This window comes from Streptomyces sp. NPDC101225, assembly GCF_044767585.1.
GTDB lineage: Bacteria > Actinomycetota > Actinomycetes > Streptomycetales > Streptomycetaceae > Streptomyces.
The window spans coordinates 67,833-87,075 of sequence record NZ_JBIWOE010000005.1 but is presented as its reverse complement, the minus strand read 5'-3'; the positions used below and the strand labels follow the sequence as shown (position 1 = coordinate 87,075).

At 72.0% G+C, this 19,243-nt stretch carries 19 protein-coding genes and 1 pseudogene; 9 read left to right on the top strand and 11 right to left on the bottom strand.

Annotated elements, in window-relative coordinates; translation table 11 throughout:
- Positions 1 to 109: 109 nt before the first annotated feature.
- Positions 110 to 547: a MarR family winged helix-turn-helix transcriptional regulator gene (locus ACIRPX_RS09150; RefSeq protein ID WP_404190479.1), complete on the top strand. Its 438-nt coding sequence runs from the start codon at positions 110 to 112 to the stop codon at positions 545 to 547.
- A 302-nt stretch (positions 548 to 849) separates the two neighbouring features.
- On the opposite strand, the gene ACIRPX_RS09145 is transcribed toward ACIRPX_RS09150, so the two are convergent.
- Both ACIRPX_RS09145 and ACIRPX_RS09140 read right to left on the bottom strand, forming a co-directional pair.
- Positions 850 to 1,692, bottom strand: a complete 843-nt coding sequence (locus ACIRPX_RS09145; RefSeq protein WP_404190477.1) for an RNA polymerase sigma factor SigF — start codon at positions 1,690 to 1,692, stop codon at positions 850 to 852.
- Between the two features lie 140 nt (positions 1,693 to 1,832).
- Positions 1,833 to 2,291, bottom strand: a complete 459-nt coding sequence (locus ACIRPX_RS09140) for an aldo/keto reductase (RefSeq protein WP_404191199.1) — start codon at positions 2,289 to 2,291, stop codon at positions 1,833 to 1,835.
- Positions 2,292 to 2,355: 64 nt separating this feature from the next.
- On the opposite strand from ACIRPX_RS09140, the pseudogene ACIRPX_RS09135 reads away from it, so the two are divergent.
- A pseudogene (locus ACIRPX_RS09135) lies at positions 2,356 to 2,601 on the top strand (helix-turn-helix domain-containing protein); the annotation flags it as partial.
- On the opposite strand, the gene ACIRPX_RS09130 reads toward ACIRPX_RS09135, so the two are convergent.
- Positions 2,591 to 2,968 carry an ATP-binding protein gene (locus ACIRPX_RS09130; protein WP_404190474.1) on the bottom strand — a complete coding sequence of 126 codons (378 nt, stop codon included), beginning with the start codon at positions 2,966 to 2,968 and terminating at the stop codon, positions 2,591 to 2,593. The pseudogene ACIRPX_RS09135 and the gene ACIRPX_RS09130 sit on opposite strands and share 11 nt — an antisense overlap.
- 400 nt (positions 2,969 to 3,368) lie before the next feature.
- On the opposite strand from ACIRPX_RS09130, the gene ACIRPX_RS09125 reads away from it, so the two are divergent.
- The gene (locus ACIRPX_RS09125) at positions 3,369 to 3,611 is read left to right on the top strand and encodes a DUF397 domain-containing protein (protein ID WP_404190473.1); all 243 of its coding nucleotides are present in this window, start codon (positions 3,369 to 3,371) and stop codon (positions 3,609 to 3,611) included.
- A gap of 161 nt (positions 3,612 to 3,772) precedes the next feature.
- Entirely contained in the window at positions 3,773 to 4,678 is a 906-nt protein-coding gene (locus ACIRPX_RS09120; protein WP_404190471.1) for a helix-turn-helix domain-containing protein, read from the top strand.
- Between the two features lie 148 nt (positions 4,679 to 4,826).
- On the opposite strand, the gene phoU is transcribed toward ACIRPX_RS09120, so the two are convergent.
- The 4 genes from phoU to ACIRPX_RS09100 form a co-directional block, all read right to left on the bottom strand.
- Positions 4,827 to 5,501 carry a phosphate signaling complex protein PhoU gene (gene phoU, locus ACIRPX_RS09115; RefSeq protein WP_404190468.1) on the bottom strand — a complete coding sequence of 225 codons (675 nt, stop codon included), beginning with the start codon at positions 5,499 to 5,501 and terminating at the stop codon, positions 4,827 to 4,829.
- 142 nt (positions 5,502 to 5,643) lie between these two features.
- On the bottom strand, positions 5,644 to 7,197 hold the full coding sequence (locus ACIRPX_RS09110) for an alpha-L-fucosidase (protein WP_404190465.1): 1,554 nt from the start codon (positions 7,195 to 7,197) through the stop codon (positions 5,644 to 5,646).
- Between the two features lie 64 nt (positions 7,198 to 7,261).
- Positions 7,262 to 9,112 (bottom strand): family 20 glycosylhydrolase, encoded by a 1,851-nt coding sequence (locus ACIRPX_RS09105; RefSeq protein ID WP_404190462.1) that lies wholly within the window; start codon positions 9,110 to 9,112, stop codon positions 7,262 to 7,264.
- A complete protein-coding gene (locus ACIRPX_RS09100; protein ID WP_404191196.1) occupies positions 9,105 to 11,459 on the bottom strand; it encodes an alpha-L-fucosidase in 2,355 nt (784 codons plus the stop codon). The genes ACIRPX_RS09105 and ACIRPX_RS09100 overlap by 8 nt, the downstream gene beginning before the upstream one ends.
- A gap of 266 nt (positions 11,460 to 11,725) precedes the next feature.
- Here ACIRPX_RS09100 and ACIRPX_RS09095 point away from each other — a divergent pair, with 266 nt between their 5' ends.
- Complete coding sequence (locus tag ACIRPX_RS09095) at positions 11,726 to 13,099, top strand: amidase (protein ID WP_404190459.1); 1,374 nt, start codon at positions 11,726 to 11,728, stop codon at positions 13,097 to 13,099.
- A gap of 32 nt (positions 13,100 to 13,131) precedes the next feature.
- Positions 13,132 to 13,770, top strand: coding sequence for a LysE family translocator (locus tag ACIRPX_RS09090; protein ID WP_404190456.1), 639 nt, complete (start codon positions 13,132 to 13,134; stop codon positions 13,768 to 13,770).
- 47 nt (positions 13,771 to 13,817) lie between these two features.
- On the opposite strand, the gene ACIRPX_RS09085 is transcribed toward ACIRPX_RS09090, so the two are convergent.
- The gene (locus ACIRPX_RS09085) at positions 13,818 to 14,300 is read right to left on the bottom strand and encodes a GNAT family N-acetyltransferase (RefSeq protein WP_404190453.1); all 483 of its coding nucleotides are present in this window, start codon (positions 14,298 to 14,300) and stop codon (positions 13,818 to 13,820) included.
- Positions 14,301 to 14,357: 57 nt separating this feature from the next.
- Positions 14,358 to 14,531, bottom strand: coding sequence for a hypothetical protein (locus ACIRPX_RS09080; RefSeq protein ID WP_107082809.1), 174 nt, complete (start codon positions 14,529 to 14,531; stop codon positions 14,358 to 14,360).
- Positions 14,532 to 14,908: 377 nt separating this feature from the next.
- Between ACIRPX_RS09080 and ACIRPX_RS09075 the strand changes: the two genes are divergently transcribed.
- The 3 genes from ACIRPX_RS09075 to ACIRPX_RS09065 all read left to right on the top strand — a co-directional run bounded on the left by ACIRPX_RS09075 (position 14,909) and on the right by ACIRPX_RS09065 (position 17,418).
- On the top strand, positions 14,909 to 16,021 hold the full coding sequence (locus ACIRPX_RS09075) for an ABC transporter ATP-binding protein (protein WP_404190450.1): 1,113 nt from the start codon (positions 14,909 to 14,911) through the stop codon (positions 16,019 to 16,021).
- A gap of 115 nt (positions 16,022 to 16,136) precedes the next feature.
- Positions 16,137 to 16,586: a hypothetical protein gene (locus ACIRPX_RS09070; RefSeq protein WP_404190447.1), complete on the top strand. Its 450-nt coding sequence runs from the start codon at positions 16,137 to 16,139 to the stop codon at positions 16,584 to 16,586.
- A gap of 25 nt (positions 16,587 to 16,611) precedes the next feature.
- Positions 16,612 to 17,418: an SDR family oxidoreductase gene (locus ACIRPX_RS09065; protein ID WP_404190445.1), complete on the top strand. Its 807-nt coding sequence runs from the start codon at positions 16,612 to 16,614 to the stop codon at positions 17,416 to 17,418.
- Between the two features lie 17 nt (positions 17,419 to 17,435).
- Here the strand turns inward: ACIRPX_RS09065 and ACIRPX_RS09060 are convergent, their stop codons facing one another.
- The gene (locus ACIRPX_RS09060) at positions 17,436 to 17,669 is read right to left on the bottom strand and encodes a hypothetical protein (protein ID WP_404190442.1); all 234 of its coding nucleotides are present in this window, start codon (positions 17,667 to 17,669) and stop codon (positions 17,436 to 17,438) included.
- Positions 17,670 to 17,742: 73 nt separating this feature from the next.
- Positions 17,743 to 19,236 carry an SDR family NAD(P)-dependent oxidoreductase gene (locus tag ACIRPX_RS09055; protein ID WP_404190439.1) on the bottom strand — a complete coding sequence of 498 codons (1,494 nt, stop codon included), beginning with the start codon at positions 19,234 to 19,236 and terminating at the stop codon, positions 17,743 to 17,745.
- Between the last annotated feature and the right edge of the window lie 7 nt (positions 19,237 to 19,243).

Below are 19,243 nucleotides of genomic sequence, written 5' to 3'. Positions count from 1 at the left end.
ATCTCTTGCCGCTTCGGGCACCTAGTACGCTGACGACCGTCCCAGTACCTGCGAGAGTGTGACGGTGACTGTCTTCCGCCCCCGCCCCGAGCCCGCCGAGGTCGCACGCATGACCTTGACGACGGTGGAGCTGCTGGAAGTGCTGTGGGGCAGGGCCTCGACCGCGCCGGCCTCCCCGTCCCAGCTGCGCGTGCTGTTCATGGTGGAGCACCAGGACGGCATCAATCTGCGCACCCTCGCGGACTCCCTCGCCTCCACTCCCCCGTCCACCAGCAGGCTCTGCGACCGGCTGGTGGCCGCCGGCTTCCTCGAGCGCGTCGTCAGCCCCGCCGACCGGCGCGAGGTGCGACTGCACCTCAGCAGCCACGGCCGCGCCTTCCTCGACGACCTGCGAGCGCGCCGGGAGCGGGAGTTGCAGGCGGTGCTGGAGCTGATGCCCGCCGCCAAGCGGACCGCGCTCCTGGAGGGGCTGGAGGCGTTCTGCGACACCGCGGCGCTGCAGATACACGACACCGCCTCGCACGCCTCTCGGGATCGGACGGCCTGAACACCGGGCCGGACCGCCGAGCGGCCCGACACGACGGGGCCCGGACGGCCGGCGCAGGCAGCCGCCTCCGCCCACCGCGACATCGCAGATCCTTCCCCGTGCAGTACGACTCGCCTACTTTGTTGCCTCACGGCCATAGTTGTCAAACGGCAACTGTTGTGCCGCGGCCTGTCCCGTCCCGGGTACCCCGGAACGCCCGGAGCCGGCTGTGGGGAACCTCTCGGACAGGAGCAGGCCCGGCCGCCCGCGGCCGGGCACGGCACCGCGGTGCGGCCGCGGGCGGACCCGGCGCCGCAGGGCTCTCAGCCGGTGGTGAGCATGCCCTCGCGCAGACCCGCCAGGAGGCGGGCGAGCAGCCGGGAGACGTGCATCTGGGAGACGCCGAGACGCTCGCCTATCTCGGCCTGGGTGAGTTCGTCGACGAACCGCCAGTGAATGATCTTGCGGTCGCGCTCGCCGAGTTCGGCGATCATCGGCGCGAGGGCGTGGAAGTCCTCGACCAGGCCGAGCGCGGCGTCCTCGTCGCCGATGAAGTCCGCGAGCGCGGCCTCGCCGTCCTCGCTGCCGTTGATCGCCGCGTCCAGCGACGCGGACTTGTAGCCGTTGGAGGCGAGTTGGGCCTCGACGACCTCGTCCTCGGGGAGGCTCATCAGCTCGGAGAGCTCCTTGGTCGTCGGGGTGCGGCCCAGCCGGCTGCGCAGTTCCTCGCCGGCGCGGGCGAGCTGGAAGCGGGCCTCCTGGAGCCGGCGCGGGACGTGCACGGCCCAGGTGGTGTCGCGGAAGAACCGCTTGATCTCACCGACGATGTAGGGGACGGCGAAGGAGGTGAACTCGACCTCGCGGGTCAGCTCGAACCGGTCGATCGCCTTGATGAGGCCGATCATGCCGACCTGGACGATGTCCTCCATCTCCTCCGGCCCGCGGCTGCGGAAGCGGCCGGCCGCGAAGCGGACGAGGGACATGTTCATCTCGATCAGCGTGTTGCGTGCGTACTGGTACTCCCGCGTACCCTCCTCCAGCACCGACAGCTGGTCGAAGAACAGCTTCGACAGCTCCCGCGCGTCCTTGGGCGCGACCTTCGAGGGGTCCTCGATCACCGGCACGTCCACCGTCTGCTCCGCAGCCTGCGCGGTCGTCGCCGTCATCTTGCGCCCCTCCCGGTGGGTTCAGTCCTGGCTCCGCCGGACCCGGAGTCCGGCAAGCACCCGGATACCCCGGTCGCCGAGCGGCATTCCTCGGCGTCGCTCCGCCGCCGCCCGGCTCCGGGTGCCGCGGGGTCCCTTCCTCAGTAGCGGGCGGTGCTCTGCAGCAGCGGCGGGTACACCGGGCCGGCGACGCCGTCCACCGTGGCGCCCGCGTACTTGAGCATGCGCCCGACCTGCTGGTTGAGGTCGTAGGGGAGGTTCAGGACGGGCGCCGAGACCTCGTTCAGCGTCGCGGTCTGCTCCGCCGTCAGTTCCACGTCGAGACCGGCGAGGTTGGACTCGAGATGACCCAGGGTGCGCGGGCCGATGAGGGTGGAGCTGACACCGGGCCGGTGCTGCACCCAGGACAGCGCGACGGCCGCCGGACTCGCGCCGACCTCCGCGGCGACGGCCGCGAGCGCCTCGATCACCGTGAACTGGGCCTCGCCGGGGCGCCCGAGGACGGCCGACCGCCTGGTGTCCGCGGGATCGGCCTGCCCACGGCGGTACCTGCCCGACAGGCAGCCGCTCTTGAGCGGGCTCCACGGCAGCACGCCCATGCCGGCGTCCTGCGCGAGCGGGACCAACTCGCCCTCGAAGGTGCGTTCCAGGAGGACCCTGCCCGCGATCACACCGATCCAGTACCAGAAGCAGATCCGTCTCCAGGAGGCCCGGCTGCGCCTGATGAGCAGCACCGAGGACGTCGCGACCGTCGGCTTCGCGGTCGGCTACGACAGCGCGTCCCAGTTCAGCCGCGAGTACCGCCGCCACTTCGGCCTTCCGCCGGGCCAGGACGCGGCCCGGCTGCGCGCCGAACCCGACGCCGCCGCGCCGGACTCCCGGGACCTTCGCTTGCGGGTCACAGCCTGAACAGCGCCCAGACGATCTTCCCGCCGTCCGCACGCGGGTTCCAGCCCCAGCCGTCGCTCAGCGCCGACACGACCTGGAGTCCGCGTCCCGACTCCGCGAGGTCCTCCGCCTCCACGGCCACCGGGGCCCGATCGCTCTCGTCGGTGACCCCGCACACCGCGCAGGACCAGCGGTCCCAGTAGGCGAGCCACAGCGCCGGCTGCAACTCGGCCTCGGCGCCCGGGGCCCGGCCGTAGCGGAGCGCGTTGCTCACCAGCTCCGAGACGGTGACCGTGACGTCGTCGATGCGGTCGCGGCCGACGCGGTCGGCGAGGGTCGTCCTGATGAAGTCGCGGGCGATGTGCGCGGATTGGGGCAGGGGCGGCACGACGAGGACCGAGCAGCGGGTGGGACCGTGACCGTCTTCGGAGGGGGGTGCGAGGGGGAAGGTGATCCCGGGTCCGGGTCGGCCTATGTGATCCACGGCTTGGCACAGCCACCGCCAAGTCGCCTCGATACGTGGGGGGTCGCCCGGTTCTGCGACTTGCTCTGCGGACATCGCGACCCCTGGGACCCCTGCGGAGATGACTGACGAGCGCTACACCTGTGCGAAGTATCGTGCTACGCCCGCAAGTCCGTACGCAAGTGCATCGGCAATTACCGCTGCAATTGCAGACGATCTTGCGGGTGGTGCGGGCCGGGCGCTATCGTCCCCGCATCACCCGCGGATGCAATTGAGGATGCAATTGCAGAGCCGGCAGCGCGACTTCATCTCAAAGAGGGTTCAGATGCAGCACGTGAGCAACGGCATACCTGCCACCCAGCTGAGAGGGGCGATCTGGCGCAAGAGCCATCACAGCAACCCCGAGGGCAACTGCGTCGAACTCGCCGCACTCCCCGACGGAAGTGTCGCCGTGCGCAACTCCCGTCACCCCGAAGGTCCGGCCCTCGTCTACACCGGCGCCGAGATCTCCGCCTTCGTCCGCGGCGTGAAGGACGGCGACTTCGACGGCCTACTCCCCGGTCGTTGAGGTTTCGCACACCCGCGGGCGGCCGGAAGGCGCAGGTCAACGGCGTGCGCCTTCCGGCCACTTCACGCACCGCAGCCGTTCGGCGCCACGGTGCTACCCTCCTTGGTTGAGTCCCGGAAAAAAATGCTGACGCAGCCGGCTCGGCGGCCGAGGGGATGACCATGACCGCAGTTCGACCCGATCCGATCGCCACGGGCTCCGACGTCCTCAGCCTCCGGCGCGGCGGGCCCACCGTGCAGCGCATCATGCTGGGCACACGCCTGCGCCGGCTGCGGGAGTCCCTCAACATCAGCCGGGACACGGCCGCTTCGGCGATACGCGCCTCGGACGCCAAGCTGTGCCGCATGGAGCTCGGCCGCGTCGGCTTCAAGCAGCGCGACGTCGCCGACCTGCTCACCCTCTACGGCGTCCATGATCCCGACGCGCGCCAGGAGTACCTGGAGTCGGTGCAGCGGGCCAACGAGCCCGGCTGGTGGCGTGCGTACGGAGACGCCTTCCCCAGCTGGTTCGAGCAGCATCTGGGCCTGGAGGAGGCGGCCTCCCTCATCCGCACCTACGAAATCCAGTTCATCCCCGGCCTGTTGCAGACCGCCGCCTACGCCGAGGCCGTCATCCGCCTCGGCCACCCCATCAGCTCGCCGGAGTCGATCCAGCGCCGCGTCGAGCTGCGCATGGCCCGGCAGGACCTCCTCTCCCGGCCGGACGCGCCGAAGCTGTGGGTCGTGGTCGACGAGGCCGCGCTGCGCCGCCCGCTCGGCGGGACCGCCGTCATGCGCGACCAGCTCGAACACCTCGTCGAGGTCGCCGGCCGGCCCAACGTCACGCTTCAGGTGCTGCCCTTCCACGTCGGCGGCCACGCGGCGGCCGGCGGCCCGGTCACCGTGCTGCGCTTCCCCGTGCCCGACCTGCCCGACGTCGTCTACCTCGAGCAGCTCTCCAGCGCCCTGTACCTGGACAAGCCCGAGGAGGTCGACCACTACCTCGCGGTCATGGACCGCCTCAGCCTGGTCGCCTCCCCCGCCGTGGACTCGGTGTCCTTCCTGGAACAGGTCCTCCGGCAGACCTGAGCCCGGCCCGGCACAACACCGGTGCCGCGCATGTACGCCGACCACCGCCTCAGCACGTCGGGCGGCCTGGCCTCCCCCGGCGTCGACGCACTGCGCTGGGTACGTGCTGCGGCGGGCCGCCGCCGGGGACCACGACGGCGGCCGCTGATCACACCGGCGTGGGCGGGTTGTCCATCAGGTCCTCGGCGTGCTCGCCGGTGACCAGGTAGACCACCCGCTGGGCGATGGAGACGGCGTGGTCGGCGAAGCGCTCGTAGTAGCGGCCGACCAGGGTGACGTCGACGGCCGTCTCCACACCGTGGTGCCAGCGGTCGTCCATCAGGTGCTGGAAGATCAGGCGGTGCAGCTCGTCCATCCGGTCGTCGTCGCGCTCCAACTGCAGTGCGGCCTCGACGTCCTGAGTCATGATCACCTCGGCGGCCTGCGCCATCAGCCGCTGGGCCAGCTGGCCCATCTCCAGGATCGTCCGGCGCAGATCGCGCGGCACCGCCTGGTCGGGATGGCGGCGCCGGGCCACGGTCGCCACGTGCTGGGCCAGGACTCCGCAGCGCTCGAGGTCGGCGCTCATCCGCAGTGAGGTGACGACCACCCGAAGGTCGGTGGCCACGGGCTGCTGCCGGGCCAGCACGGTGATCGTCTTCTCCTCCATCTCCCGCTGCATCGCCTCGACCTTCTCCTCGGTCGAGATCACGCTCTCCGCGAGGCGCAGATCGGCGTCCAGCAGAGCACTCGTCGCCCGCCCCATGGCGGACCCCACCAGGTTCGCCATGTCCACCAGGGCCTCGCTGATCAATTCCAGCTCCTTGTGGTAGGTCTCTCGCATCCGTCCCTCACCGTCCCGTCCCCAGCCTGCCTGCACCGACTGCCAGATTCGCACATGGTGCGCCGGACGTCTCCAGGGAGTCCCACGCCCCCGGGAGACGGTCACCGGAGCGCCGGCGCCCTGGTGACCGCCCGCTCTGCGGTCACCCCTGGATCCGTGAACGGTACAACTGAAAACGATCGAGCCGTACGGCCCCGCGCGCCGCCGTGATCCGCAGCCGCCACCGGCGGGCCCGGACGGGCGCCGGCAGGAGCAGGATGCGGCTCGCGCCGACCGTTCCGGCCCGGGCGACCTCCCTCCAGGCCCCGTCGCGGTACGCCTCGACCACACAGCCCTCGATCCGCTGACCGTGCCGGATGTCCTCCGCCAGCCGGATCCGGTCCACCTCGCGACCGGCCCCGAGGTCGACGGTGCGCTCGCGGGAGGAGCCGGTGACCCGTGCCCCGCGCGCCAGGTCCTCGGGCAGCTCGTCCTCGATCCGCGCACGGAACGCGCGCAGCCGTGCGACGTCGGTGGCGTGCAGCCGGCCGTCCGTGTCCGGCGGGACGTTCAGCAGGAGCACCGCGTTGCGGCCCACGGATCCGAAGTAGATCTCCGTCAACGTGTCCACGCTCTTGGGCAGTTGGTCCGCGTGGTAGAACCAGCCGTCGCGGATGGACACGTCGCACTCGGCGGGCCACCACTGCAGGTAGTCGGTGGCCGGCTGTGCCGTGACCAGCGCGTCCCGGCTGCCCTCGTCGGGAGTGTCGTAGGACAGGGCCCAGTCGGTGCGGCCGTACCGGTTCTCCTTGACCGGGACGACGCTCCACTCGTTCTCCCGCGCGAGGCCGCTCTCGTTGCCGACCCAGCGCAGGTCGGGTCCGGTGACGGCGATCGCCGCGTCCGGGGCGAGCGCGCGGACCAGGGTGTACCAGCTGTCCCAGTCGTAGTCCTCCACCGTGCCCGGCGGGATACGGCCCTGGGCGCCGTCGAACCACACCTCGTCCACCGGCCCGTACTCGGTGAGCACCTCGTGGAGCGTGTTGAGCATGTGGGCGCCGTAGTCGGTGGCGTCGAGGCGGTAGAACCGGTCCGGGGTGCGGTCGTCGCCCTCGACCAGGGTCGGGATGGTGCGTGCGGTGCGGGCGCTGCCGTTGGCGTACACGCCGTGCAGGTACTGGTTCTCGTCGGCGGGCGAGACGTAGACGCCGACCTTGAGGCCGTGGCGGCGCATGGAGGCGGCGAAGGAGCGCAGCACGTCGCCGCGGCCGCCCCGCCAGCTGCTGGACGCCACTGTGTGGCCGGTGTAGCGGGAGGGGTAGAGGACGAAGCCGTCGTGGTGCTTGACGGTGAGGATGGCGAGCTGGAAGCCGCCGTCGCGCAGGGCGCGGGCCCACTGGTCGGTGTCGAGGCCGGTGGGCTGGAAGACGTCCGGGTCCTCGTCGCCGGTGCCCCACTCCAGGCCGGTGAAGGTGTTCACGCCGAAGTGCAGGAACGCGGTCCGTCCGAGGGACTGCCAGGCGATCTGCCGTGCGGTGGGGCGGACCTGGGAGGCCTTGCGGACCAGGTCGTTCGGGGTGTCGTCGGGGCTGACGGGGATGCGGGAGCGGTCGGCCGGGACGGCCGTCGCGGCGGCGGCCGCGGGCAGGCCGGGTGCGCCGAGGGCGGTGGCCGAGGCGACGGCCGAGGTGACGAAGAGGCGTCTGGAGAGGGCCATGTGATCGGAGTCCTCGGAGTCGGAAGGGAATTCGGGAGGGATTCCGGAGGGGTTCCGGAGGGGTTCAGTGGGCGGTGAGGTGCCAGACGGCGGGCGGGCGCCGGTCCGGCGGGTACTGCACGAGACGGCCGTCGTCGCTCACGCTCAGCGCCATCTGCGTGATCGCGTCGACGAGTCGGTAGCCGCCGGACGCGCGGACGAGCTGCCAGCGCTGGACGGTGCTGGTGGCGTCGCACGTCTTCCAGCTCGCCGCCAGTCCGGGCTGGAGCGGAGCGTTGAGGGTGAGCTTGCCGCCGCTCATCTCCAGGCATCCGCCGGCGCTCCGGACGCTCGCGTAGCCGTCGGCGGTACGGGTGACCCGGGCGTCGAAGGAGCGCCCCGCCGTACGGAAGGTGTAGGTGCCGTCCGCCACCGGCAGCCGGGTGAGGTCGCGCCATCCGGGCGCGTGTCCGACGGCCGTGCCGCGCGCCGTGAAGTCGTCGTAGGTGGCGTCGGGGTGCGGGTCGCCCCAGGTGGCCTGCGCGATGTGCCGCAGGGCGGGCCAGAGTTCGACGGCGACCTCGTTCTCCGTCTCGCCGCGGCCGTTGTCCGGCCACAGGCTGATCTTCGCGCCGGTGATCCCCTTGCCGGAGGTCACCTTCTCGCCCTCGAAGCTGCGCGGGTCCCAGCTCTGGTCGTACAGGGCCCTGGTGTCGCTGTGGAAGCCGCCGCGGACCAGGTAGAGCGAGTAGGCGGCGTTCATCAACGGGTAGCCCTGGGCGAGGAGCCGGCTGGGCCTGGTGGCCACGTTCAGCCAGTGCTCGACCGTGGTACCGGCGGCGACCGGCACGGTGTTGGCCCCGGTCAGGCCGTCGTTCCAGATGCGCAGCCGCTTGCCCTTGCCCGCGGCGTAGGCGTGCACGCGGTTGACGAAGTCGATGTAGGCGTCCTGCGGGGTGGCGCTCGCGCCGTACCTGTCCTGGGCGTGGCGCAGCATCTGCGGGTACTTGGCGTAGTCGGAGCCGAGCATGTACTCGTCGGCGCCCATGTGCCAGGAACCGGCCGTGAACACCTGGGCGTACTCGTCCATCAGGCCCGTGTAGTAGTCGAAGGCCGCCTGCTGGGTGACGTCGAGCCGGGCGGGCTGCTTGGTGCCGTCGGAGTCGGTCAGCTGGAGATCCGGGCGGTTCTCGATCCACGGGTCCATGTGCCCCGGGGAGTTGATCTCCGGGATGATCTCGACGTGGTACTTCTCGCCGAGGGCGACCAGCCGGCGGATCTCGTCCTTGGTGTAGTAGCCCCAGGTGTTGGCCTCGGGGTGGGCGTCGCTCTTCACCTTCAGCTCCACCAGCAGCTGGTTGAGCTTGTCGTACGCCATCTCGCGGACGAGGTTCTCCAGCCAGGGCAGCGTGATGTGGATGTAGCAGGCGCACACGCCGACGCCGCGTTCCCGGTAGCGCGGGACGTCGGTGGTGCGTCCGGCGGGGATCCGGTCGCCCTGGGCGAGGAGCTGGAGGACGGTGCGGGTGCCGTAGAAGGCGCCGGTCTCGGTGGCGCCGGTCACCGTCAGCCGGGTGCCGGCGTGGAGTTCGTAGCCCTCGGCGCCGAGGGAGCTCCTGGACGGCCGGACGTCGATCACGATGTCACCGGCGCGGGCGCCGCCGCGCACGACCGGGACGCTGCCGTGGCCCGCCGCCTTCAGATCACCGGCGAGGGTGCCGGCGACCCGGCGCTCGGCCGCGCCGGCGGCGACCAGCCGCACCCCTGCGCCGTAGCGGTAACTTCCCTGCTGCGCCGTCCAGTCGGTGAGCGCGGGCACGGTGAGCGGCGCCGGGTCCCGGCCGCCTCGCGCGAGGGCCGGCGTCGGCGCCGTCAGCAGCGTCAGCGCCGCCACCACCCCGAGCAGCCGCAGCAGTCCCTTCCTGAACTCAGCCATGCCACTCCACCTTGAACACCCACACGTGCCGTCCCGCCCTGCGGGCCGACCGGGGCACGTCGATCACCAGCGCGCCCTTGCCGACCGTCCAGTCCAGCGGCCGGTCGTGGCCGAGCATCGTCACCCTGTCCCCGGGCCGGATCGGCACCGGCGCCTCCACGGTGAGCCTGGCGCCCGGTTCGGTCAGGGAGTGGATGTAGAAGGCCTGGTCCTGGCGGATCGTGAAGCGCAGGTCGTCGCCGAGCTGGGCCATGCGCGACCAGTACGTCGTGTCGTAGATCGCCTCCCCGTTGACCGCGAGCCAGGCGCCGGTCTCGCGCAGCCTGCTCTGCATGACCTCCGGGATGGTGCCGTCGGCGCGCGGGCCGATGTCGAGCAGGAAGTTGCCGTTCTTGGAGACGATGTCGACGAGGCTGTGCACGACCTCCTCGGCGCTCATGTAGGAGGCGTCCGGGGTCGCCCGGTTGTAGCCGTAGCTGAACGGGTCGAGGCCGCGGCTGGACTCCCACTTGGCGACGACGGTGTTGTCGTACGTCGTGTACTCGGGTGTCGTGAAGTCGTGGAAGGCGATGCCCGAGCGGTTGTTGACCGTGACGTCGACCGGACGGGCCCGGTTCTTGGCGTGGTTGAAGTACTCGGCGAGGACGTGGAGGCTGTCGTTCGCGCCGCCGATGTCGCACCAGATGATCTCCGGGTCGTAGCCGTGGATCAGTTCGAGCATCTGCGGGGCCTGGAAGTCCTTCACGTAGTCCTTGCCCGCGGTGTACCCGGTGTAGGGCACCGGCTCCAGCGTGTACGGGTTGCGCGGGGCGTGCCCCATCCACGGGTTGTCCGGGTTGAACCACTCGGGCATCGAGAAGTACAGGCCGCGGTGGAGTTCGGGCGTGTACCGGCGGGACGCGGCGAACAGCTCCTTGACCAGGTCCCGTTCGGGGCCGAGCTTGACGGCGTTGCGGTCGGAGACCTTGGTGTCCCACAGGGCGAAGCCCTCGTGGTGCTTGGAGGTCAGCACGTGGTACTGGGCGCCCGCGTCCCGGAACAGCTCCACCCACGCGCGCGGGTCGAACTTCTCGGCGGTGAAGCGCGGGATGAAGTCGTCGTAGGCGAAGTCGGCGCCGTAGGTGTCACGGTGGTAGGCGTACGTCGGGTTGGACGGGTCCTGCATCTGGTCCCAGTACCACTCGGCGTACTGCACGCCGACCGGCGCCCAGGCGGGCACCGAGTAGACGCCCCAGTGGATGAAGATGCCGAACTTGGCGCCGTTGAACCAGTACGGCGCCTGGTGGCCGGCCAGGGAGGTCTCGGTGGCCTCGTAGTCGGCCGTGCCCAGGGTCAGCGTGCGTGGGGCGGTGGCGGCCCGGGCTCCCCGTCCGCGGACGGTCACCGCGCCGTCCTGCCGGGTGCCGGGGGCGGTGCCCGCGCGGTTGCGGATGCCGACGCGGACGCGTGCCTGCTCGCCGGGGTCGAGGCGCCGTATGCGGGCGGGTTCGACGGTGCGGGCGCCGGGGACGTCGACGTGGACGGTCACCCCGTCGGCGGCCAGGATCGCGGCGGTGCCCGCGTTGACGACGGTGGCCTCGACGCTCTGGGCGCCGGTGGACTCCAGGAGGGAGGCGGTGGAGCGGGCGTCGCGCAGGGCCAGCGCCCGTCCCTGGGCGGCGGGTTGGAGGGAGAGCGCGAAGACGTGCAGCGAGGTCTTGTTCTCCTGCGCCGGGTTGGTGACCGGCAGGGTCAGGGCGACGGCCTCGCGCGCCGGGTCCAGCCAGACCTCCGAGGTGCCGATGCCGACGCTGTGCTCGTCCTTGGTGCCGTCCGGCTTGTAGCGGTACGGCGCCGAGAGCGGGCCGCCCGTGGCGTACCAGTCGGCGCCGCCGAGGCCGGCGGTGCCGGTCGAGCCGTCCGCGTAGTGCACGGTGGCCGTGCCGGAGGCGTCGCCGTAGCTGCCGGCGGTGAGGAACACGGCCGACAGGTAGCGGCCCTTGGGCAGGTCGAGGCGCTGGCCGAGGGCGACGACGTTGTTCCTGGCGCCCGCCGTGGCGGCCGGGAAGTCGAAGGCGACGCCGTCGACCTCGACGCGGCCGGCGGGGAGCTCCTCGCCGGGGAAGGTGTAGCCGGAGCCGTCGAAGTCGCCGCCGCGGGCGGTGGCGGTGTCGAGGCCGTCGTTGTCGTAGAGCGTGTCGAGCGGGACGGGGACCGGGTCGGGGACGGGGGTCCACCGGGGTGACGGGGACGTGCCGTCGCCGGTGGAGGCGGCGTGCGCCGCGCCGGGCAGCGCGAGGGGCAGGCCGGCCGCGGCGGCGGCCGCGGCGGCCGCACCGAGGACCTGACGTCTTGGATACGGACTCATGTTCATGAGCGGCTCCCAATTCATCGGATGTCTGATGATTGAGCGGGCCCAGAAGCCTGTCAATGGGGCCAGGATCAGCCAGAGTTGGGCCAGTCATCGGATGAGCTGCGGCCCTGAGGGCGGTGACCGAAAGATCCTCGCCAAAAGTCCAACAACAGCGCCGCGAATGTCCAAGGGCAGGGGCTCTCGACGTGCGGCCCGACGCGGGGCAGAGTGCTCTGCGTACTGACGAGTAAGCCCAGGCTTCGCATCCCCGAGGAGCACCCGTGACCAGCTGGGTCGGCCGGACCGCCGCCGAGATCGCCGCCGCCGTACGCGAGAAGCGGGCCACGCCGCGTGAGGTGGTGGCCGAGCACCTGGACCGGATCGAGCGGCTCGACGCGCGCGTGGGCGCGTTCCGGGTGGTGCGGGCCAGGGCGGCGCTCGCCGAGGCCGACGCGGTGGCCGACCGTGGCGATCTGGCCGAACTGCCCCTGGCCGGCGTGCCCGTGGCGGTCAAGGACAACCTCGCCGTACGCGGTGAGTCGAACCGGATCGGCTCCGCGGCGACACCCGTCACGCCCGCCGGGAAGGACCATGTCACGGTCGCCCGGCTGCGGGCGGCCGGCGCGGTGGTCGTGGGCCTGACCAACGTGCCCGAGCTGTGCGTCTTCGGCACCACCGAGGGCGTGCACGGCACCGCCCGCAACCCCTGGGACCCGACCCGCACCGCGGGCGGCTCCTCGGGCGGCAGCGCGGCCGCGGTCGCCGCCGGCCTGGTGCCGATCGCGCTGGGCAACGACGGCATGGGCTCGCTGCGCATTCCGGCCGCCAACTGCGGCCTGGTCACCATCAAGCCGGGGCACGGCGTGGTCCCGGCGGGCATCGGCGAGGGCGACTGGTTCGGCATGTCCGAGAACGGCCCGCTCGCCACGACCGTCGAGGACACGCGCCTGATGCTGACGGTCCTCGCGGACACCGACGCGATCCGGCCGTCCGAACCGGCCATGCGGAAGATCGCCGTCTCGCTGCGCAGTCCGCTGCCGGGCGTCACGATCAGCGCCCCGTACGCGGCCGCGGCCCGTGACGCGGGCGGCGTCCTGATCAAGGCCGGCCACCAGGTCCGCCGCGCGGACCCGCCCTACCCGCTGTCCCTGAGCACGACGTCCCTGACCCACTGGACGGCCGGCACGGCGGTCGACGCCAAGGACCTCGACCCGCGGCTGCTCGCCCGGCGCACCCGCGTCCACGCCGCCGTCGGCCGCCGCTTCGTCAACCGTGTCCGCACCGGCGACAGCCGCGAGCGGCTGCGCCGCCGCATGGAGCCGTTCCTCACCGAGTACGACGTCCTGCTCACCCCGGCCCTGGCCCGCCGCTCCCCCAGGTCGGTGGCCTGGCACGAGCGGGGCTGGCTGCCCAACCTGCTCGCCAACACCCGCTACTCCCCGCTGACCCCGCCCTGGAACCTCACCGGCTGGCCCGCCATGGCCGTCCCCTTCGGCACCCTTCCCTCCGGCGCCCCCACCGCCGTCCAGCTGGTGGGCCGCCCGGGCTCGGAGGCGATGCTGCTGGAGATCGCCGAGCAGCTGGAGAGGCTGCACCCGTGGGAGCGGACGGCCCCGATGGACCAGACCCCGGACGAGCGCCGTAAATCCGGCTGAAGTCCGGCCCGCTCCCGTGCTTGCATGGGCACATGCCGTCCACCGACCGACTGCTCGCCTTCGCGGCGCTGTCCTTGCTGCTGATCGTGGTTCCCGGGCCGAGCGTGCTGTTCGTGGTCGGGCGGGCGCTGGCGCAGGGGCGGCGGGCCGCGCTGACGACCGTCGCCGGGAACACGCTCGGGGCGTATCTGCTCGTCGTCGCCGTGGCGGTGGGCATCGGGTCGCTCGTCGAGCGCTCGGTGCTGGTCTTCACCGCGCTGAAGCTGGCCGGCGCCGCCTACCTGGTGCATCTCGGGGTCAAGGCGTGGCGGGCGCGCGGTTCGCTGCGGGCGGTGTTCGCGGGCGAGGCGGCGGCCCACGGCGGACTGCGCACGTTCTGGGAGGGGTTCGCGGTCGGGGTGACCAACCCCAAGACGATCGTGTTCTTCGCGGCCGTGCTGCCGCAGTTCGTCGACCGTGACACGGGACATGTCACGGTGCAGATGCTGCTGCTGGGCGTGGTGTTCAACGGCATCGCGCTCGCCTGCGACAGCGCCTGGGGCCTGGCGGCGTCCACCGCACGCGACTGGTTCGCCCGCTCCCCGCGCCGGCTGTCGATGGTGGGCGGGGCCGGCGGGCTGACGATGATCGGCCTGGGCCTGACCGTGGCCGTCACCGGCCGCAAGGACTGAACCTCCGGGACCGAGCCGCAAGAGCCGGGCCGGAGGGACCGGGCGGGCTACAGCGCCCGGTGCATCACGTGCAGTCCCACCCGCCCGTAGCGCGGATGCTCGTAGGCGTCCGGCACCGTGCCCAGGATGGTGAAGCCGAGCGAGAGCCACAGCTTGACGGCCGGGTTGGTCTCGACGACGGCGTTGAAGACCATCGCCTCGAAGCCGTCGGCCCTGGCCGCGGCCAGGACGTGTGCGGCCAGGGCGCGGCCGAGACCGCGGCCGGCCCGGTCGGGGTCGACCATGAAGCCGGCGTTGGCGATGTGGGCCGCGGGGCCGCCGTAGTTGGGCGTGACGTAGGCGGAGGCGACGACGGCGCCGGTGTCGTCCTCGGCGACGTAGACCCGTTTGGCGGGGTTCATCCACAGGGCCCGGGCGGCCTCCTCGGAGGTGTCCGGGTCCCAGGCGTAGGTCTCGCCGGCGGCGACGATGCGGTGCCAGAAAGGCCAGATCCGCGGCCAGTCGTCGGCCGCGGCTTCTCTGATCTGCATGGGCGTGAGTCTGGCACGCCCATGCGGTCGGCGATCGCGAGGGTCCTGCCGGGTGGCTCAGTCCACGCTGGGCAGGATGTGGGGCTCGGCCAGGTCGTCCTCGTAACCTGCCAGGCGGATCGGTGCGGAGCGGGCCCACACGTCCAGGCTGCCGATCTCACCGGGCCGCCGGCCGGCGCGCTCCGTGCGTTCCTTGGGGCGCTGTTCGCGATTCGTCTTCTCTGGTGTCACCGCGCACTCCTTATGTGTCGGGTCACCCTCGGGGCATGCCAGCCACTGTGCGGCCCGGCGCCTGACGCCCGCTCAGGTGTGAGTCGAAAGCAGTTCGGACGCGGTGGCGCCTGCAACTCGTCTGAGAACAGGCCGCTGTGAACCGGCTTGCCCCGGGACGGACGTGGGTGTGGGTGGGACCCGGTGGAGCTGTCCGTCCGCTCCAGATTAACCAAATGAGCGGAGGACCGCTCTATGGGGCTGAAAACTTGGGCTCAATGTCCTAGGTTATTCGGTTTCAGCCCTCTCTCATGTCACTCGTTCGGCCTACAGACGTACCGAAAGGCCAACACCCGTTCCATGCTGGGTCGGAGAGACACGTCCGGGAGGGGGACGTCATGGCGTCGGTGACCTTCGACAGAGCCACCCGGTACTTCCCGGGGATGGACCGGCCGGCCGTGGACTCGCTCGACCTCGAGATCGAGGACGGTGAGTTCATGGTCCTCCTCGGCCCTTCCGGGTGCGGTAAGTCGACCTGCCTGCGCATGCTCGCCGGGCTGGAGGACGTCGACTCGGGTTCGGTCCTCATCGGCGTCCGGGACGTCACCCATCTTCCGCCCGCGGACCGGGACATCGCGATGGTGTTCCAGGACTACGCGCTGTTCCCGCATTTGTCGGCTGCCGACAACATCGGGTTCGCCCTGAAGATCGCCCGCATGGCCAGGCCGCGGGCGAGGCAGCGGGTGCACCACGCCGCCGCCGTCCTCGACATCGAGCAGTACCTCGGCCGGCTGCCCGGCACGCTCGCGGGCGGCGAGCGGCAGCGGGTCGCGACGGGGCGCGCGCTGGTACGCGACCCGCGGGTCTACCTGATGGACGAGCCGCTGTCGAACCTCGACGCCCGGCTGCGGGCCCGGACCCGGGCGCAGATCGTCCGGATGCAGCACCACCTCGGCATCACCACGGTGTACGTCACTCACGACCAGCTGGAGGCGATGGCGGTCGGCGACCGTCTCGCGGTGCTCGAGGACGGGCTGCTGCAGCAGGTGGGCACGCCGAGGGAGGTCTACGCGCACCCGGCCAACACCTTCGTGGCCGGCTTCGTCGGCTCGCCCGCGATGAACCTCTTCCGCCTCCCGCTGTCCGCGGCCGGGGCCCGGCTCGGCGCCCTGGACATCCCACTGGCCCGCGGCACGCTGCGGGCGGCCGGCGCCCGCGAGATCGTGCTCGGAGTGCGGCCCGAGCAGTTCCAGTTCCTCTCCCGCGAGGACCGCGAGACCCCCGGCCTCGACCTCGTCGTCGACGCGGTCGAGGACACCGGCGCCGTCGTCTACCTGCATACCAGCGCGGGCTCCGGCCCGGACCGCACCGAGATCGTCGTCCGCCTCCCCGGACGCCCCACCTACGGCAAGGGGGCCGCGCTGCGGGTCGCGGTCCGCGCCGGGGACGTGCACTGCTTCTCCGCGCGGACGGGAGAGCGGCTGCCCGAGGACACGGCGCCCGCGAAATGAGCCCCGCCCCGGCGCACCGGACAGGCCGCGCAGTTCAGGTCCCGTTGGCTCAATCGCAAGGCGGCCATGATCTGCTGACGGACGGCAACGGCTTGTCCGGCGGGAGGACTGACGCATGGAGCTGCGCAGTGTCGAAGAGCTGATGGATCTGCTGTACGCCTGCCGGGGCTCATGGGACGCCCCGGGCCTGAGGCGCGGCCGGGTCGACCTGCACCAGCACGCGCTGCAGACCGCCGCGCTGCTGCGGCGCCGCCGCCCCGCCGACAAGGAACTCCAGGTGGCGGGCCTGGTGCATGCCATCGGCCCGCTGCTGCGGCCGGGTGACGCGGCCGCCCACCCCGCCGGTGCGGCCGACGCGGTGCGCGGCCTGCTCGGCGAGCGCGTCGCCCGGCTGGTCCGCGAGCACCACAGCCGCGGCGGGGCCGCCGACGAGGACCAGGCCCGCCTGCGGCAGGCGGACGAGGAGGGCCGGACTCCCGGTGTCGACGCGGGGGTACTGGAGGACTGGCGCACGGTCCTGGACCTGGTCGCCGCACGCAACTCCCGTCTCGGGGCTGTCGACTGACGGCCCGTCATGAGACGGTACGGCGATGACGTCGTCGTACGGGCTGAAGGGCAGGGCCGCCGTCGTCACCGGGGCGACGCGCGGTATCGGGCGGGCGATCGCCGGGCGGCTGGCCGAGGCGGGCGCGCGGGTCTGCGTGACCGCGCGGGATCCGGCCGAGGTGCGGCGCACGGCCGCGGAGCTGGACGGCGTGGGGCTGGCCGGCGACGTCGGGGACCCGGCCCATCCGCGGGCGGTCACGGAGCTGGCACTGGGCGCCTTCGGCCGGATCGACGTGGTGGTCAACAACGCGGCCACGAACCAGCCGTACGGACCGCTCATGGACGTCGACCCGGCGAACTGGCGGGAGGCGTTCGCGGTGAACGTCGAGGCGCCGCTGCGGCTGGTGCAGTGCGCGTGGCGCGCGTGGATGGGTGAGCACGGCGGCGCGGTGGTGAACGTCTGCACCGAGGGCGCGGGGCACGCCGGGCCGAACGTGGGTGCCTACGGGACGAGCAAGGCGGCTCTGCTGCACCTGACCGCCCAGCTCGCGGGGGAGCTGGCGCCGAAGGTGCGGGTCAACTCGGTCTCCCCCGGGCTGGTGCGCACCGAGATGGCGCGGTTCGTGTGGGAGCCGGGCGGGGAGAAGGTGGCGGCGGGGCTGCCGCTGGGCCGGATCGGTGAACCGGACGACGTCGCGCGGGCCGTGCTGTGGCTGGCCTCGGACGCCGCGGAATGGGTGACCGGCGCGGATCTGCTGGTGGACGGGGGGACACGCGTCAGGACGGCGTACCCCGGGCCGGGGTACGCCGTCGGTGACTTTCTTCGCTCATACGCACCACCTCGCTCCTGACGGCGGCTACGGCTCCCTCATGGGAACAGCGCGATGCCCAGCGCGATGATCAGGATGATGAACACGATGACGGCTACCGTGCCCCACGTCCGGGGGTGCTTGAACGGATCTCCCGTGGAGCCGCCGCGGGGCCGGTCCTCCGGCAGCGCGGACGGGTCCGTGCGGTCGTTCGCGTAGAACTGCTCATCGGTGGGGTAGCGGTTGCGCGGATCGTTCTGTGCTCGCGGATCGATGTTCTGCGGACTACCCATGATCACTCCCTGACGCGGTTGTCAGCAGGAGCCGGGGTCCCGACGGGCGCCGGGCCACGCGCACGGCCGTGGATCACCACTTTCCGGGCGCGTAGTCCTTCAAGAAGACGCCGTACAGGTCCTCGCCCTGTTCTCCGCGCACAATCGGATCGTAAACCCGGGCGGCGCCGTCGACCAGGTCGAGCGGTGCGTGGAAGCCCTCCTCGGCCAGCCGCAGCTTGTCGTAGTGCGGGCGCTCGTCGGTGATCCAGCCGGTGTCGACGGACGTCATCAGGATGCCGTCGGTCTGGAACATCTCCTGGGCGCTGGTCCGGGTGACCATGTTCATGGCGGCCTTGGCGGCGTTGGTGTTCGGGTGGCCGGCGCCCTTGTAGCCGCGGCCGAAGACGCCCTCCATGGCGGAGACGTTCACGACGTAGGAACGCCCGCTCGCCGCCTTCTTCGCGGCGTCGGCCATCGCTGGCCGCAGCGCGCTGATCAGGATGAACGGCGAGGTGTAGTTGCACAGCTGGGTCTCCAGCAGCTCCACCGGCGAGATCTGGTCGATGGTCTGCACCCAGGTGTTGCTGTCGACGACGTCGGGGACGAGCCCTCCGGCGTCGATGGCGGTGCCGTCGAGGTGCCGGGCGACGCTGGCGTTGCCCGCGACCAGCGCGAGGCCGGCGACCTGCTGCGCGTCCAGGCCGCTGGTGCCCAGGGGCAGCGCGGCCAGGCCGTCGACCGCGCCGGAGTTGAAGGCGCCGATGACGTGGTGGGCGGGCAGCTCCCCGGCGGGCAGCGGGGCGCTCTCGCCGTCGACGAGGGCGGCGTAGGCGGCGGGCAGCCGGCGTACGGTCTGCGTCGCGTTGTTGATCAGGATGTCGAGCGGTCCGGCCGCGGCGACCTGCTCGCCGAGGGCCACGGCCTGCGCCGGGTCGCGCAGGTCGATGCCGACGACCTCCAGCCGGTGGATCCACTCCGCCGCGTCGTCCATGGCCTTGAAGCGGCGGATGGCGTCCTTGGGGAAGCGCGTGGTGATCGTGGTGTGGGCGCCGTCGCGCAGCAGCCGCAGCGCGATGTACATGCCGATCTTGGCGCGGCCGCCGGTCAGCAGGGCCCGCTTGCCGGTGAGGTCGGCGCGCACGTCCCGCTTGACGCGGTTGACCCGGGCGCAGTCCGGACACAGCTGGTGGTAGAAGTAGTCGACCTCCACGTACCGGGACTTGCAGGTGTAGCAGGAGCGCGGGCGCTGGAGTATCCCCGCGATCTTGCCCTCGCCGGTGGCCGACGAGGGCAGCAGTCCCTCGGTCTCGTCGTCGATGCGCTGGGCGGAGCCGGTCGCCGTGGCCTCCGTGACCGCCTTGTCGTGGGCCGTCTTGGCGGCCCGGCGCTCCTGGCGGCGGCGCTGCTTGACGGTGCGGTAGACGCCCGCGGTGGCCCGGCGCACGGCGACCGCGTCCGGGTGGTCGACCTCCAGCTCGTCGAGCTCCGCCAGCACGCCGAGGCAGACGGCGAGCCGTTCGGGGTCGATGCCGGGCCCGAAGACGATCTCGTCCGTGATCGCCGAGCCGTTGTCTGTCACCGTCATGGCCGCT

Bases quoted from the DNA above. Each gene is read 5' to 3' on its own strand.
- ACIRPX_RS09150 (WP_404190479.1), top strand. From the start codon at position 110: ATGACCTTGACGACGGTGGAGCTGCTGGAAGTGCTGTGGGGCAGGGCC.
- ACIRPX_RS09145 (WP_404190477.1), bottom strand. From the start codon at position 1,692: ATGACGGCGACGACCGCGCAGGCTGCGGAGCAGACGGTGGACGTGCCG.
- ACIRPX_RS09140 (WP_404191199.1), bottom strand. From the start codon at position 2,291: ATGGGCGTGCTGCCGTGGAGCCCGCTCAAGAGCGGCTGCCTGTCGGGC.
- ACIRPX_RS09125 (WP_404190473.1), top strand. From the start codon at position 3,369: ATGCAGCACGTGAGCAACGGCATACCTGCCACCCAGCTGAGAGGGGCG.
- ACIRPX_RS09120 (WP_404190471.1), top strand. From the start codon at position 3,773: ATGACCGCAGTTCGACCCGATCCGATCGCCACGGGCTCCGACGTCCTC.
- phoU (WP_404190468.1), bottom strand. From the start codon at position 5,501: ATGCGAGAGACCTACCACAAGGAGCTGGAATTGATCAGCGAGGCCCTG.
- ACIRPX_RS09110 (WP_404190465.1), bottom strand. From the start codon at position 7,197: ATGGCCCTCTCCAGACGCCTCTTCGTCACCTCGGCCGTCGCCTCGGCC.
- ACIRPX_RS09105 (WP_404190462.1), bottom strand. From the start codon at position 9,112: ATGGCTGAGTTCAGGAAGGGACTGCTGCGGCTGCTCGGGGTGGTGGCG.
- ACIRPX_RS09100 (WP_404191196.1), bottom strand. From the start codon at position 11,459: ATGAGTCCGTATCCAAGACGTCAGGTCCTCGGTGCGGCCGCCGCGGCC.
- ACIRPX_RS09090 (WP_404190456.1), top strand. From the start codon at position 13,132: ATGCCGTCCACCGACCGACTGCTCGCCTTCGCGGCGCTGTCCTTGCTG.
- ACIRPX_RS09085 (WP_404190453.1), bottom strand. From the start codon at position 14,300: ATGCAGATCAGAGAAGCCGCGGCCGACGACTGGCCGCGGATCTGGCCT.
- ACIRPX_RS09075 (WP_404190450.1), top strand. From the start codon at position 14,909: ATGGCGTCGGTGACCTTCGACAGAGCCACCCGGTACTTCCCGGGGATG.
- ACIRPX_RS09070 (WP_404190447.1), top strand. From the start codon at position 16,137: ATGGAGCTGCGCAGTGTCGAAGAGCTGATGGATCTGCTGTACGCCTGC.
- ACIRPX_RS09065 (WP_404190445.1), top strand. From the start codon at position 16,612: ATGACGTCGTCGTACGGGCTGAAGGGCAGGGCCGCCGTCGTCACCGGG.
- ACIRPX_RS09060 (WP_404190442.1), bottom strand. From the start codon at position 17,669: ATGGGTAGTCCGCAGAACATCGATCCGCGAGCACAGAACGATCCGCGC.
- ACIRPX_RS09055 (WP_404190439.1), bottom strand. From the start codon at position 19,236: ATGACGGTGACAGACAACGGCTCGGCGATCACGGACGAGATCGTCTTC.